Below are 13,590 nucleotides of genomic sequence, written 5' to 3' on the forward strand. Positions count from 1 at the left end.
GTTCGTGCTCGACGCGCTGGAGCAGGCGGTCTGGGCGCGCCGGCCCGGCGAGAATGCCTTGATCCACCATTCCGACCGCGGCAGCCAATACCTTTCCATTCGCTACACCGACCGCCTGATCGAGGCCGGCATCGAGCCGTCAGTGGGCAGCGTCGGCGATAGCTACGACAACGCGCTGGCCGAGACCGTGATCGGCCTGTTCAACACCGAGGTCACGAACCGCCGCTCCTGGCGCAGCCGGGAAGAGGTGGAATGGGAGACCCTGGACTGGGTCGACTGGTATAACCACCGACGACTGCTGGGGTCGATCGGCAACATACCCCCGGCGGAAGCCGAGGCAGCGTTCTACGCCAGCAACCCGGGNCACGCCATGGCGGCGTGACTCAAACGAAATGGCCTCCGGAGAAGCCGGGGCGATTCATGCGTGGTGGAACCACGAAAACTGGTCCGGATGAAATCTTCACGCTCGACGAGCTGGCGGCGTTCAAAGTGGGTGGGACATGGCGGTTTCGGCGAGCGACATCGATCGCTGGATTGAAGATCGATCGCCAACCGAGACAAGAAAAGGAGGTGATGCGCGAAGGTGAACAGCTTGACTCCGACACGTACGCCGTATGGCCTGTGTGCCTTGGCATGGATCAGCAGACAAATGAATTGAGATATTTGCTTAACTATTTTTTGGAGGTGTGACATGAGTTTCGATCTGAAAAAGTTGGCCCCCTGGAACTGGTTCAAGAACGAACAGGAAGAGCAACAGGCGGCTGCCTCGATGCCTGTGCAGCGCAATGACCAGCCTGTGGCAGGCGGTGCAGTCAGTCCGATCCTGCAATTGCATCGCGAGATCGACCGCCTCTTTGATGACGCATTCCGCGGGTTTGGTTTTCCGACTTTGGCCATGCCGCGTTGGCCGGCAGAGTGGCCAGGCATGCTGAAGCCGGCCGTGGACATCCAGGAAACTGATACGCAGTACAGGATTGCTGTGGAAGTTCCAGGTGTCGAGGAGAAGGACATTCAGATCACGCTCGACAACGACGTGCTGGTGGTGCGCGGTGAAAAGCGGCAGGAGCAGGAGAAGAAGGAGGGTGGCTTCCATCGGATCGAGCGGTCCTACGGCAGTTTTCAGCGTGCGCTGAACCTGCCCGGCGACGCCAATCAGGACTCCATCAAGGCCAATTTCAAGAATGGCGTGCTCACCATCACGATGGACAAGCGTGAGGCCAGTGCACCGAAGCAGGGGCGCTCCATTCCCATCAACAGCTGAAATCGACTGCCGCTTGCGTACTTGATCAATCAACTCGCAGACGAGGTGCCATGACACGCGGCACCTCGTCGCCCCAATCACTCCAGGAGTGCCAGCATGGCCAGAAAACAATGCCAAGTCTGCGGCCAACCTGCCACCGTGCGGGTAGAAGCCAATCTGAATGGTCGCCACAGCACCATGCTGCTGTGCGACGACCACTACCGCCAGCTGGTACGCCAGCAAAAGCGTACCGTTTCCCCGCTGGAAGCCTTGTTCGGCTCGCGCAGCGGGCTGTTCGAGGATTTCCTGGGCAGTGACTTCTTCCGCCTCGGTGACGACTCGGCGCCGGTGACAGCCGATGCCGACGATGAAGTGGTCGATGCCTCGTTCGGCGAACCGGCGTCCGCAGGGGCCGGAGCACCGCGCCGTCGCGGTGGCGGGCTGGCCAGCCGCATCAGCGAACAATCAGAGATCCTGCTGCAGGAGGCCGCCAAGCACGCCGCCGAGTTTGGCCGTCCCGAGGTGGATACCGAACACCTGCTGCTGTCGCTGACTGACAGTGACGTGGTCAAGACCATCCTTGGTCAGTTCAAGATCAAGGTGGACGACCTCAAACGCCAGATCGAATCCGAGGCCAAGCGGGGCGACAAGCCCTTCGAGGGCGAAATCGGTGTGTCGCCGCGCGTCAAGGACGCACTCAGCCGCGCCTTCGTGGCCTCCAACGAACTCGGTCATTCCTATGTCGGCCCCGAGCATTTTCTGGTGGGACTGGCCGAAGAAGGCGAAGGTCTGGCGGCCAACCTGCTGCGCCGCTATGGCCTCACGCCGCAGGCGCTGCGCCAGCAGGTCAACAAGGTGGTCGGCAAGGGCGCCGAGGACGGCCGCGCCGAGACGCCCACCAACACCCCCGAGCTCGACAAGTACTCCCGCGACCTGACGAAGATGGCGCGTGACGGCAAGCTGGACCCGGTCATCGGTCGAGCCCAGGAGATCGAGACCACGATCGAGGTGCTGGCACGGCGCAAGAAGAATAACCCAGTGCTGATCGGCGAGCCCGGCGTGGGCAAGACCGCCATCGTCGAGGGTCTGGCGCAGCGCATGGTGGCCGGCGATGTGCCCGAGACGCTGCGCGACAAGCGCCTGGTTGAGCTGAACATCAATGCAATGGTCGCAGGTGCCAAGTACCGGGGCGAGTTCGAGGAGCGCGTGCAGAAGGTGCTCAAGGAAATCTCCGAGCACCAGGGCGAAATGATTTTGTTCATCGACGAGGTGCACACCATCGTCGGTGCGGGCCAGGGCGGCGGCGAAGGCGGCCTGGACGTGGCCAACGTGTTCAAGCCCATGATGGCGCGTGGCGAACTGAACCTGATCGGCGCCACCACGCTCAACGAATATCAGAAGTACATCGAGAAGGACGCCGCGCTGGAGCGACGCTTCCAGCCGGTGACGGTGCCGGAGCCCACCGTGGCGCAGGCCATCATGATCCTGCGCGGCCTGCGCGACACCTTTGAGGCGCACCACAAGGTGAGCATCTCGGAGGAGGCGATCATCGCCGCCGCCGAGCTCTCCGACCGCTACATCACCGCGCGCTTCTTGCCGGACAAGGCCATCGACCTGCTTGATCAGGCCGCCGCACGTGTGAAGCTGTCTGCGACGGCGCGCCCGATCGCCGTGCAGGAGCTGGAGGCGGAACTGCACCAGCTGCGCCGTGAGCAGGACTACGTGGCAGCCCGCAAGCAATACGACAAGGCGGCGGACATCGGCAAGCGGATCGAAGCCAAGGAATCCGAGCTCAAGAAGCGCGTCGAGGAATGGGAGCGCGAGCGCGCCTCGGGCAGCGCCGAGGTCAAGGCCGAGCACGTGGCCCAGATCGTCTCGCGCCTGACCGGCATTCCGGTGAACGAGCTGACGGTGGAGGAGCGCGAGAAGCTGCTGCACCTGGAGCAGCGTCTGCACGAGCGCCTGGTCGGGCAGGACGAAGCGGTGCGCGCCGTCGCCGATGCGGTGCGGCTGTCGCGCGCCGGCCTGCGCGAGGGCAGCAAGCCGGTAGCCACGTTCCTGTTCCTCGGGCCCACCGGCGTCGGCAAGACCGAGCTGGCCAAGGCCCTGGCCGAAGCCATCTACGGCGACGAGGGCGCACTGTTGCGCATCGACATGTCGGAGTATGGCGAACGCCACACCGTGGCGAGACTGGTGGGCGCGCCCCCGGGCTACGTCGGCTACGACGAGGGTGGTCAGCTGACCGAGAAAGTGCGTCGCAAGCCCTACAGCGTGCTGCTGCTCGACGAGATCGAGAAGGCCCACCCCGACGTCTACAACATCCTGCTGCAGGTATTCGACGACGGCCGCCTGACCGACGGCAAAGGGCGCGTGGTGGACTTCACCAACACCATCATCATCGCCACGTCCAACCTGGGCTCGGACATCATCCAGCGGCGCCTGAAGGCGCGCGGTGCGGCTGGCGAGGAGTACGAGAAGACAAAAAACGAGGTCATGGACGTGCTGCGCGGGCACTTCCGGCCCGAGTTCCTCAACCGGATCGAAGAGATCATCGTCTTCCATGCCCTGGGCAAGGAGGAGATCCGTCATATCGTCGGGCTGCAACTCGATCGCGTGGCGCGTAACGCGGCCAGCCAGGGCGTGACCCTGACCTTCGACCAGACCTTGATCGACCACTTTGCCGAGGAAGGCTACAAGCCTGAATTCGGCGCGCGTGCGCTCAAGCGCTTGATCCGCAGCGAGCTGGAAACGGCGCTGGCGCGCGAGATGCTGGGCGGCAGCATCGGCAAGGGCGATCACGTCGTCGCCCGCTGGGACGACAAGGCGGATCGGGTCGGCTTCGAGCGCACGGAGCCGCCCAGGAGCGAGGTCGAGGCCGACAAGCCTGACGAAGCCAAGCCGGCCGAAGCCAAGTCAACCGATGCGCCCAGGAGTGACGACGGCAAGGGTTCCCGGAAGAAGAAACCGGCGAGCGATCCATCCTGATGCATCGGGGGCTGTCATGTCTGCTTCCCATGGCCTGGCATCGGCAGCCACCCTGGCCTCACTCGGGGCGGCGCTCGCCGCTGCGGGGCACGCGGTCGTCTACAAGCGTGACCCGCGATCGGCCGCGCTTTGGGTGCTGCTGATCGCGCTGCTACCGCTTGGCGGTTCGCTGCTGTACCTGTTGTTCGGTATCAACCGCTATCAGCGGCGGGCGCGGAGGCTGTACCCGGGCGGTGGTCGCGCATCGCCGACGACAGACTGTGTGGAGGTCCCCGCCACGCTGCCGTCGGCGTTCGCCGGCCTAGCGCATCTGGTGGGGCGCGCCACCGGTCAGCCGCTGACCGGTGGCAATCGCATCGAGCCACTGGTCGATGGCGAGCAGGCCTACCCGGCCATGCTCGCCGCGATCGACTCGGCCCGTCACAGCGTTGCCCTGACGTCCTACATCTTCGATGGCCAGGGCATCGGTACGCAGTTTGTCGAAGCCCTGCAGCGTGCCCATGCGCGCGGCGTGCAGGTGCGGGTGCTGATCGACGATGTCTCCGCACGATGGGTACGCCAGAGCGCCCATCGGCGGCTGAAGCGCAGCGGATTAATGGTGGCATCGTTCAATCCGACGCTGATCCCCGCACGGCTGCATGCCGCGCACCTGCGCAATCACCGCAAGCTGCTGGTGGTCGACGGCGAAACAGGCTTCACCGGCGGCATGAACATCTTCAGTCCGTACTGGCGGCCCGATGCGCCCGAGCAGGCCTGCCATGACTTGCATTTCCGCCTGCAGGGCCCGGTCGTCGCCGATCTCAAGCGCTGCTTCACCGAGGATTGGTGCGACACCACGGACGAGCGGCTCGACGAGCGCTTCTGGGGTGGGCGGCCTGCGCCGGCTGCCGAGCTGGGTACAAGTTGGGCCAGAGGCATTGAGGCCGGCCCGGACGAAACCCTGGACCGGATGCGTTGGACATTCATGGGGGCCTTGAGTGCGGCACAGCAGTCGGTTCGCATCTGGACGCCCTACTTCGTGCCCGATCAGCCGATGATCGCGGCGCTGAATACGGCCGCCTTGCGCGGCGTACGGATCGAGGTGCTCACGCCTGCCAACGGCGATCACCCGTCCGTGCAATGGGCGGCCCGCGCCCATTACTGGCAGGTGATGGAGCATGGCGTACGGATCTTCGAGCGGCCCGGCCCCTTCGACCACACCAAGCTGATGCTGGTCGATGGCGCCTGGTGCTGCCTGGGGTCGGCCAACTGGGACGCGCGCAGCCTGAGGCTCAACTTCGAGTTCAATGTCGAGGTGTACGACGCTGCGCTGTGTGACCGTCTCGAAGCACTTTTCGATACCACACGCGACGCGTCGGCCCTTGTCACACCCACGGCCGTGCGCACGCGTCCGCTTGCCGTAAAGGTGCGCGACGGTGTCGCCCGCCTGTTCACACCGGTTCTATAGAGAAACGACTTTCGGAGAACAACGCTGATGGAAAAGAAAGATCAATGGAACGTCGGCTACTGGATCGTTGCCGGCCTGATGCTGTTGATGCTCCAGAACTACTGGCAAGCGGCGCAGACCGTCGAGCCGGTGCCGTACAGCGAATTCGAGAAGGCTTTGGCCGAAGGCCGCGTCGCCGAGGTGCTGGTGTCGGACCGTACCGTGACCGGGCGTCTGAAATCGCCGGACGCCCGTGGCAAGAACACCATCGTTGCGACCCGCGTCGAACCTGATCTGGCGGAGCGCCTGTCCAAATACGAGGTTCCTTATGCACGGGTGGTGGAAAGCACCTGGCTGCGCGATCTGCTGTCATGGATTCTGCCGGCAGTAGCATTCTTTGGCGTCTGGTTTTTCCTCTTCCGCCGCTTTGCCGAGAAGCAGGGCATGGGCGGTTTCCTGAGCATTGGCAAGAGCCGCGCCAAAGTGTTCATGGAGAAAAACACGGGCGTGACCTTCGCGGATGTGGCGGGCGTGGACGAGGCCAAGGCTGAACTCGTCGAGATCGTCGATTTCCTGAAGAGCCCGCAGGACTATGGCCGCCTCGGTGCGCACATCCCCAAAGGCGTACTGTTGGTGGGCCCGCCGGGCACGGGCAAGACCTTGCTGGCCAAGGCGGTGGCCGGCGAAGCCGGGGTGCCGTTCTTTTCCATCTCCGGCTCGGAGTTCGTCGAGATGTTCGTCGGCGTGGGGGCCGCGCGCGTGCGCGACTTGTTCGAGCAGGCCCGCACCCAGGCGCCCGCCATTATCTTCATCGACGAACTCGACGCTCTCGGCCGCGCGCGCGGTGCGGGTGGGCCGATCGGCGGCCACGACGAGCGCGAGCAGACGCTCAACCAGCTGCTCACCGAGATGGATGGCTTCGACAGTTCGGTGGGACTCATCATCCTGGCTGCCACCAATCGCCCCGAAATTCTCGACCAGGCGCTGCTGCGCGCCGGCCGTTTCGACCGCCAGGTGCTGGTGGACCGGCCCGACAAGAAGGGGCGTCTCGACATCCTGAAGGTCCATGTCAAGAAGGTCACCCTCGGCCGCGACGTGGACCTGGAGCAGGTCGCGGCGCTGACCACCGGCTTTTCCGGCGCCGACCTGGCCAACCTGGTAAATGAAGCGGCGTTGGCTGCGACACGGCGCCGCGCGCAGGCGGTGGAGTTACAGGACTTCACCGCAGCCATTGAACGCATCGTGGCCGGGCTCGAGAAGAAGAACCGCGTGCTCAGCCCGAAGGAGCGGGAAACCGTGGCCTACCACGAGATGGGCCATGCGCTGGTGGCACTGGCCTTGCCAGGGACCGATCCCGTGCACAAGGTGTCGATCGTTCCGCGTGGCATCGGCGCGCTTGGCTACACGATGCAACGCCCCACCGAAGACCGTTTCCTGATGACACGCGCCGATCTCGAGCACAAGATCGCCGTGCTGTTGGGCGGGCGCGCCGCCGAGAAACTGGTGTTCGGCGAACTGTCCACAGGCGCGGCGGACGATCTGGCGCGCGCCACCGACATTGCCCGCGACATGATCACGCGCTTCGGCATGGACGAGGGGCTGGGCTACATCGCCTTCGAGGCGCAAAGGCCGCGCTTTCTCGATGTGCCCGAACTGGCGCAAGGGGGCTGCCGGATGGCGGAGTCCACCCAGGCGCGCATCGACCAGGCCATCCGCGACATCATGATGGGCGCGTTCGATCGCGCCTACGGGCTTCTCGACCGTAATCGCGAGGTGCTGGAGCGCTGCGCACGCGAGCTGCTGGCGCGCGAAACCCTCGATGAAAACGATATCCGCCAGTTGACTCAAGGGCTACGGCGCGAATCCCGCGATGCTGGTGCCCAAGCGGTGTCATCGTCACCAACCAATCCTTGATGGAGTTGCACCATGACCGGCAGCGTTCACATTGTTTGCCCGCACTGCCAATCCATCAACCGCGTACCGACAGCGAAGATGGACGACCACCCCAATTGCGGCCGGTGCCAGCATCCGCTGTTCACCGGCGAGCCCATTGAGCTGACCGCAGCCACGTTCGCCCGTCATGCCGAGCGCAATGACATTCCCTTGCTGGTCGATTTCTGGGCACCCTGGTGCGGGCCCTGCAAGATGATGGCGCCGCAGTTCCAGCAGGCCGCGCGCCTACTGGAACCCAAGGTCCGGCTCGCCAAGGTCAACACCGAAGCCGAGCCACATCTGGCCGCGCAGTTCGGCATCCGCAGCATTCCCACCCTGGCGCTATTCCGCAACGGGCGAGAGATCGCGCGCCAGGCCGGCGCCATTGGGGCGCAGGACATCGTGCGCTGGGCATCGGCTGCGCAGTCCGGACGCTGAACGATGCAGGACTTGCTCGGTACGACCCTCACGCTGCTGGCTGCGTGCAGTCTGGCGGCCGTGGTTACAGCAAAGCTGAAGACACCGGCCCTGCTCGGCTATATCGTCGTCGGTGCAGTGCTGGGGCCATCGGTGGCGGCTTGGATCGTGCCAGGGGCGCCATTGGGCTTTCTGTCCGAGCTGGGGGTGGCGCTGCTGCTGTTCTTGGTCGGCCTGGAGTTCTCTCTCAGCCATTTCTGGCTCACCCGCAAGACGGTGCTGGTGGCCGGCATGCTCCAGATGGCGGTGATTGCGACGCCGCTCGCGCTGATTCTGATGGCGCTGGGGCTTGAGCCCAACGCAGCTGCGCTCCTGGGCGCGGCTGCTGCGATGTCGTCCACGGCACTCGTCAGCAGGCAACTGGCCGATCAAGGCGAGTTGACGACACGCCATGGCCGCAGCGCCATTGCTGTGCTGGTGCTTCAGGATCTAGCCAGCGTGCCACTGCTCGCCCTGGTGGCGATTTGGGCCAGGGGCGATTCGACCAGTATCGGCGGTGTCGTGCTGGAAGTTCTCGGTGTGCTATTGCTGTTTGGCGTGTCGGCCGTGGTCTCTCGTCGCCTGCTGCACACGTTGTTGGGCTGGGTAGCCCGTCTGGGGCATGAAGAAGCCTTCGTGCTGGTTTCGCTCTCCGTGGTGGTGGCTGCTGCGGGAGCTGCACATGCGCTGGGCGTATCTGCGGCCCTGGGTGCATTTCTCGCCGGCATGGTGCTGGGCAAGAGCGACTTCCGGCACCACATGGAAGAACACCTCAAGCCGTTTCGTGACGTGCTTTCAGGCTTGTTTTTCGTCACCATCGGCTTGCAGTTGGACCTGGTGCAGTTGGTGGCGGCACCGCTGGCGGTGTTGGCCTGGATGCTGGCCTGGGTCCCCATGAAAATGGGACTCAATCTCCTGGCATTGCGGGCTTCGCGCCTTTCTGCGCTGGACGCTTGGCGTACAGGCATTATGCTGGGACATGGCGGTGAGTTCGCGCTGTTGCTGTCGGGAATGGTGTTGCAGCAGCGGCTGATCGATGCGGCAGTGGTGCAGCCGATGCTGGTAGCCTTGGTTCTGAGCATGGCGTTGGCACCGGTATTCATCCGCCACCATGACTGGTTGGCGATCCGCTTGAGTCGCTCGGGTTCCGCCGCGCCCTTGCCGCAAGCTGAGGAGGGCGATGCAGCCATACAAGCACAGGCGCTACGCGACCATGTCATCGTCTGCGGTGCCGACGAGCTCGGTCTCGTGCTCGGTCAGCCCCTCAAGCTGGCAGGCGTCGCCCACCTGCTGCTGGAGTCGGATGCCGAGCAGGCGGCAACGGCGCGAGCGGCGGGAGCCCCCGTGGTTTATGGCGATGCCAGCCGCCCCGATACATTGCACGCCACAGGACTGTCGCAGGCCCGCCTGGTTGTGGTGACGTTCCCTCATCCGCAATCGGTGTTCCGTATTGCGCGAGCAGTGCGCCAGCGCCACCCGGCTTTGCCCGTCGTGGTTGTGTGCTGGCGTGAGAGCGAAGCCCTTGTTTTGAAGGAACTGCCGAACGTTCACGTCTACAAGGCAGCCATTGCCCCGGCGCTGGGGCTGGCAGAACAAGTGATGCAGCTCGGCGGTGTTCCAGTCACCGCTGCCAATGGCGCACTGTCGTCAATGCGCAATGCCACTACTTTATGAACCACAAGGGTGCAAGTTTCCTATGAAATCAGAACGTCTCAACCCATTTCGGCTTTTTCGCGACCAGTGGGCCGTCATGAGCTTCTATGAACGCTTCGAGCAGGTCGTGGCGCTGCTCCTGTCGGCGGTGATTGCCGTGATCATCGTCGTGTCGCTGATTCAGCTGATCTCCATCGTCTTCACCCTGCTCATCATCGATGCCTTCAATCCGCTCGATCACAAGGTGTTCCAGAGCGTGTTCGGCATGATCATGACGCTGTTGATCGCGATGGAGTTCAAGCACTCGATCGTGCGCGTGGCATTGCGCCGCGACAGCATCATCCAGGTCAAGACGGTGATCCTGATCGCGCTGATCGCGCTCGCGCGCAAATTCGTGATTCTCGACCCTGATGTCAGCCCGGGAAAAATCGCCGCCTTGGCGGGGGCGACCCTGGCCCTGGGGGCTGCTTACTGGCTGCTGCGCGAGCGCGATGACAGAGTGACCAAGGAAGCCCCGCGTGAGCCGTCGTGACTTTGGCGTAGCGGCAGAAGCCTGGTCGCGGCATCGCTGGCTCAACCGCCTGCAAACAGTGCTGCTGATCGTGACCCTGCTCGGCATTGCCGCCCTGGCCGGCAGTCTGCTTTTCGGCGATATGGGGCTATGGCTGGCACTGGCAGCAGGAGGCCTTGCGCTGCTGGTCGAGCCAGCCGCTGCGTCGAGTCTGACCCTGCGATTCTATCGTGCGCGTGCCGTGCACCCGAGCGAAGCGCCCGATCTGTGGGCCTTGGTGCGCGAGCTGGCGGCACGGGCCGGTTTGCCTGCCGTGCCGGTGCCGCACTACGCCCCCAGCGCCATGGTCAATGCGTTCGCCACCGGTTCGGCCCATCGCTCCGCCATCGTGCTCACCGATGGACTCCTGCGTAGCCTCACGCCGCGCGAGCTCACCGGCGTGGTTGCCCATGAGGTGGCTCACATCGCCAACGAGGACCTGCGCGTGATGGGGCTGGCGGACTCCATCAGCCGGCTGACGCATTTCATGGCTGTGCTCGGACAAGTTGCCATCCTGTTCAGTTTTCCGGCGTTGCTGTTGGGCGCGGTGGATGTCAATTGGCCCGCGTTACTGTTGCTGGCGGTCGCGCCACAACTGGCGCTGCTGGCCCAGCTCGGCTTGTCGCGGGTGCGCGAGTTCGACGCCGATCGGCTGGCGGCCGAGCTGACGGGCGATCCGCAGGGGCTCGCCCTTGCGTTGGCGAAAATCGAGCGGGTCAGCCGATCCTGGCGTGCCTGGCTGCTGCCGGGCTGGGGCAATCCTGAGCCTTCTTGGCTGCGAACACACCCTGCAACCGCTGCACGTATCGAACGATTGCGGGAGCTGTCGGCGCCGGTTCATCCGACGCCACTTCATTCGCCTTACATCTTGCCAAACTCCACTGTTTCGCCGCGCTCGCCGCGTTGGCGGCCGGGTGGTCTGTGGCGCTGATTTTCAACCGGAGATATTTATGGCCTACATCGACCCCTATAACCGCGCAGCACCAGGCCATTTTGTCCGACGCTGGCTGGTCATCACTGCCTGCATCGCGGCGCTCATGCTGTTGTGGCAGTTTCTCCCCGCCATCGAAGCGTGGTTCACGCCTGCGCAGGCGGCCGAACGCACTGTGACGCCGCGCGACGACCTGGCGCAGGACGAAAAAGCCACGATCGAGCTGTTCGAGAAGTCGCGTGCATCGGTCGTCTACATCTCCACGGCGCAGTTGGTGCGTGATGTCTGGTCGCGCAATGTTTTTTCCGTTCCACGCGGAACAGGGTCAGGCTTCATCTGGGACGAAGCGGGTCATGTCGTGACCAATTTCCATGTCATCCAGGGCGCATCTTCTGCTACGGTCAAACTGGCCGACGGACGCGACTACCAGGCCGCACTCGTCGGCGCCAGCCCGGCGCACGACATTGCGGTGCTCAAGATCGGTGTCGGCTTCAAACGCCCACCTGCGGTGCCGGTGGGCACCAGCGCTGACCTCAAGGTGGGGCAGAAGGTGTTCGCCATCGGCAATCCGTTCGGGCTCGACTGGACGCTGACCACCGGCATCGTGTCCGCGCTCGACCGGAGCCTCGCGGGAGAAGCGGGAGGCCCAGCCATCGAGCACCTGATCCAGACTGACGCCGCCATCAACCCGGGCAACTCCGGTGGTCCGCTGCTCGATTCCGCCGGACGACTCATCGGCATCAACACCGCCATTTACAGCCCATCCGGCGCATCGGCCGGCATCGGCTTTTCCGTGCCGGTCGATACCGTCATGCGGGTGGTGCCGCAGCTCATCAAGAACGGCAAGTACATCCGCCCGGCGCTGGGCATCGAGGTGGACGAGCAACTCAACGCGCGCCTGCAGGGCATGATCGGTAGCCGAGGCGTGTTCGTGTTGCGGGTCACCCCAGGCTCGGCCGCACAGAAGGCGGGGCTTGTCGGGATCGAGGTCTCACCGCAAGGCATCGTACCGGGTGATCGTATCGTCAACATCGATGGCGCGGCCATAGACGATGTGGCCGAGTTGTTGGCCCGGCTCGATGACAAGCAGGTTGGCGATGTGGTGGTCTTATTGGTGGAGCGGGATGGCAAGTCGCGCGAGGTGCGTGTGGAGCTGCAGCCCGGCGTTTGATCCAGCAATGGACTGTTGCGATGAGAAGGGGCGTCATTCAAGGGTCGAAGCACCCTGCCACCTGCTCGATATCGGCCACATACAGTTGCGCCACCTCGGTGACGCGCGCGCCACTGTAGAGGCCAAGGATCGGCCCCCAGAAGCGATGCGCGGATTTCTTGGCCCACGGTAGGAAGGTAGCGGGGTCGAAGATGCGCCGCAGTTCGGCCTCGGTGAACGGCCGCCCCGTTTCGGCCTCGCCGCTTTCCACCTTCAGCATCTTGCTGGTGATGGGGGATTTGGACAGCGTGCCCGCTTCCACCAAGTCATTGAAGAACACGCTCAGGCGCTGGCGGTGCTTCTTCATGGTGTTGGGCGCAGGCGCGGGCACATCGGCCGCCTTGCCCTTGGCGATGATGTTCTGGACCGTCAGGCCCTGATACTCGCGCTTGACGGTCGCATTGGCGGGCCACCAGCGCACCCCATCCCAGAACGCCCGCAGGTCGTTGCGGTCCACTTGGCCCACCGGCTTGTCACCCACCACGCCCAGAAAAATCCGAAGCGTGTGGCGGCTTTAGGTGACGGTATCGGTAGCCAATTTCCGACGCTCCAGATCGGCCAAGTGCTCGGCGATAAGCACGCCCACCATCGGGCTATCCGCAGCTGCGACGGGCGCAGGAGACACCACAGGCGCGTTCTGTTTGGACAGTTCGCGGGCGGTTTCAGCGAAGGCCTTGGCGTCCTGCGCGTTCTCGGTCTTGACCCCCTTGAACACCACTCCGCCGCCTGGCGTCACGGTTACCGATTCAGCGGTCCACTCCTTGGCCTTCCCCGTGCCAAACGCCCTCTGGGCACTGCCCAGCAAATCGTCCAAATCCGCCACGCCATCCCCCTGCCGCACCTGCGCGAATGCATGGGAGAGTGCCACAGCCATGCGGGCAGCAGCCAAGCGCATGCCATCGGCATTTGTTGATGGAAGGCGGCGAACGAGGAAGCGCGACCCGAACGCGGGACGCAGATCGGCAGGCACCAGAAAGCGGACATAGAGCCCGCTGGGACGGCGGATCAAATAGGGCTTGGGCACTAAAACGATACCTGAAGGTCGGTTCGTTTGAGGCCGCGTTTTCGATCAAAATCCCTTTAATTTCAGCACTTTATGTGCCAGGATTTCGATTGAGTGGAGCGGGTGATGGGAATCGAACCCACGTTAGCAGCTTGGGAAGCTGCAGTTCTACCATTGAACTACACCCGCGCGGGACCGGAAGTC

Annotated in this window: 13 protein-coding genes and 1 tRNA gene; 11 read left to right on the top strand and 3 right to left on the bottom strand. The window is 64.0% G+C overall.

Annotated elements, in window-relative coordinates:
• The 11 genes from M503_RS0108025 to M503_RS0108070 form a co-directional block, all read left to right on the top strand.
• On the top strand, nucleotides 1-382 hold a 382-nt coding region (locus M503_RS0108025; RefSeq protein WP_028928193.1), incomplete at its 5' end, for an integrase core domain-containing protein.
• A 38-nt stretch (nucleotides 383-420) separates the two neighbouring features.
• The gene (locus tag M503_RS17390) at nucleotides 421-690 is read left to right on the top strand and encodes a hypothetical protein (protein WP_155952002.1); all 270 of its coding nucleotides are present in this window, start codon (nucleotides 421-423) and stop codon (nucleotides 688-690) included.
• 1 nt (nucleotide 691) lies between these two features.
• Complete coding sequence (locus M503_RS0108030) at nucleotides 692-1,261, top strand: Hsp20/alpha crystallin family protein (protein ID WP_028920109.1); 570 nt, start codon at nucleotides 692-694, stop codon at nucleotides 1,259-1,261.
• A gap of 96 nt (nucleotides 1,262-1,357) precedes the next feature.
• The gene (gene clpK / locus M503_RS0108035) at nucleotides 1,358-4,225 is read left to right on the top strand and encodes a heat shock survival AAA family ATPase ClpK (RefSeq protein WP_028920108.1); all 2,868 of its coding nucleotides are present in this window, start codon (nucleotides 1,358-1,360) and stop codon (nucleotides 4,223-4,225) included.
• Nucleotides 4,226-4,241: 16 nt separating this feature from the next.
• Nucleotides 4,242-5,672, top strand: coding sequence for a cardiolipin synthase (cls, locus tag M503_RS0108040; RefSeq protein WP_028920107.1), 1,431 nt, complete (start codon nucleotides 4,242-4,244; stop codon nucleotides 5,670-5,672).
• A gap of 27 nt (nucleotides 5,673-5,699) precedes the next feature.
• Complete coding sequence (gene ftsH, locus M503_RS0108045; protein ID WP_028920106.1) at nucleotides 5,700-7,565, top strand: ATP-dependent zinc metalloprotease FtsH; 1,866 nt, start codon at nucleotides 5,700-5,702, stop codon at nucleotides 7,563-7,565.
• 12 nt (nucleotides 7,566-7,577) lie between these two features.
• Complete coding sequence (trxC, locus tag M503_RS0108050; protein ID WP_028920105.1) at nucleotides 7,578-8,021, top strand: thioredoxin TrxC; 444 nt, start codon at nucleotides 7,578-7,580, stop codon at nucleotides 8,019-8,021.
• Between the two features lie 3 nt (nucleotides 8,022-8,024).
• Entirely contained in the window at nucleotides 8,025-9,713 is a 1,689-nt protein-coding gene (locus M503_RS0108055) for a cation:proton antiporter (protein ID WP_028920104.1), read from the top strand.
• Between the two features lie 76 nt (nucleotides 9,714-9,789).
• Complete coding sequence (locus tag M503_RS0108060) at nucleotides 9,790-10,224, top strand: phosphate-starvation-inducible PsiE family protein (protein ID WP_428992224.1); 435 nt, start codon at nucleotides 9,790-9,792, stop codon at nucleotides 10,222-10,224.
• Nucleotides 10,211-11,173: a zinc metalloprotease HtpX gene (locus M503_RS0108065; RefSeq protein WP_028920102.1), complete on the top strand. Its 963-nt coding sequence runs from the start codon at nucleotides 10,211-10,213 to the stop codon at nucleotides 11,171-11,173. Before M503_RS0108060 ends, M503_RS0108065 begins: the two co-directional genes overlap by 14 nt.
• A 19-nt stretch (nucleotides 11,174-11,192) precedes the next feature.
• Nucleotides 11,193-12,344: a S1C family serine protease gene (locus M503_RS0108070; protein ID WP_028920101.1), complete on the top strand. Its 1,152-nt coding sequence runs from the start codon at nucleotides 11,193-11,195 to the stop codon at nucleotides 12,342-12,344.
• Nucleotides 12,345-12,381: 37 nt separating this feature from the next.
• On the opposite strand, the gene M503_RS16835 is transcribed toward M503_RS0108070, so the two are convergent.
• The 3 genes from M503_RS16835 to M503_RS0108080 all read right to left on the bottom strand — a co-directional run bounded on the left by M503_RS16835 (nucleotide 12,382) and on the right by M503_RS0108080 (nucleotide 13,575).
• Complete coding sequence (locus tag M503_RS16835; RefSeq protein ID WP_051414399.1) at nucleotides 12,382-12,867, bottom strand: hypothetical protein; 486 nt, start codon at nucleotides 12,865-12,867, stop codon at nucleotides 12,382-12,384.
• Between the two features lie 30 nt (nucleotides 12,868-12,897).
• Nucleotides 12,898-13,407: a DUF6538 domain-containing protein gene (locus M503_RS16840; protein ID WP_155952003.1), complete on the bottom strand. Its 510-nt coding sequence runs from the start codon at nucleotides 13,405-13,407 to the stop codon at nucleotides 12,898-12,900.
• 94 nt (nucleotides 13,408-13,501) lie between these two features.
• Nucleotides 13,502-13,575: transfer RNA gene (locus M503_RS0108080), tRNA-Gly, on the bottom strand.
• Nucleotides 13,576-13,590: the final 15 nt, after the last annotated feature.

It is taken from the genome of Pseudoxanthomonas suwonensis J47 (assembly GCF_000513955.1).
Taxonomy (GTDB): domain Bacteria; phylum Pseudomonadota; class Gammaproteobacteria; order Xanthomonadales; family Xanthomonadaceae; genus Pseudoxanthomonas; species Pseudoxanthomonas suwonensis_C.

Bases quoted from the DNA above. Each gene is read 5' to 3' on its own strand.
- M503_RS17390 (WP_155952002.1), top strand. From the start codon at position 421: ATGCGTGGTGGAACCACGAAAACTGGTCCGGATGAAATCTTCACGCTC.
- M503_RS0108030 (WP_028920109.1), top strand. From the start codon at position 692: ATGAGTTTCGATCTGAAAAAGTTGGCCCCCTGGAACTGGTTCAAGAAC.
- clpK (WP_028920108.1), top strand. From the start codon at position 1,358: ATGGCCAGAAAACAATGCCAAGTCTGCGGCCAACCTGCCACCGTGCGG.
- cls (WP_028920107.1), top strand. From the start codon at position 4,242: ATGTCTGCTTCCCATGGCCTGGCATCGGCAGCCACCCTGGCCTCACTC.
- ftsH (WP_028920106.1), top strand. From the start codon at position 5,700: ATGGAAAAGAAAGATCAATGGAACGTCGGCTACTGGATCGTTGCCGGC.
- trxC (WP_028920105.1), top strand. From the start codon at position 7,578: ATGACCGGCAGCGTTCACATTGTTTGCCCGCACTGCCAATCCATCAAC.
- M503_RS0108055 (WP_028920104.1), top strand. From the start codon at position 8,025: ATGCAGGACTTGCTCGGTACGACCCTCACGCTGCTGGCTGCGTGCAGT.
- M503_RS0108060 (WP_428992224.1), top strand. From the start codon at position 9,790: ATGAGCTTCTATGAACGCTTCGAGCAGGTCGTGGCGCTGCTCCTGTCG.
- M503_RS0108070 (WP_028920101.1), top strand. From the start codon at position 11,193: ATGGCCTACATCGACCCCTATAACCGCGCAGCACCAGGCCATTTTGTC.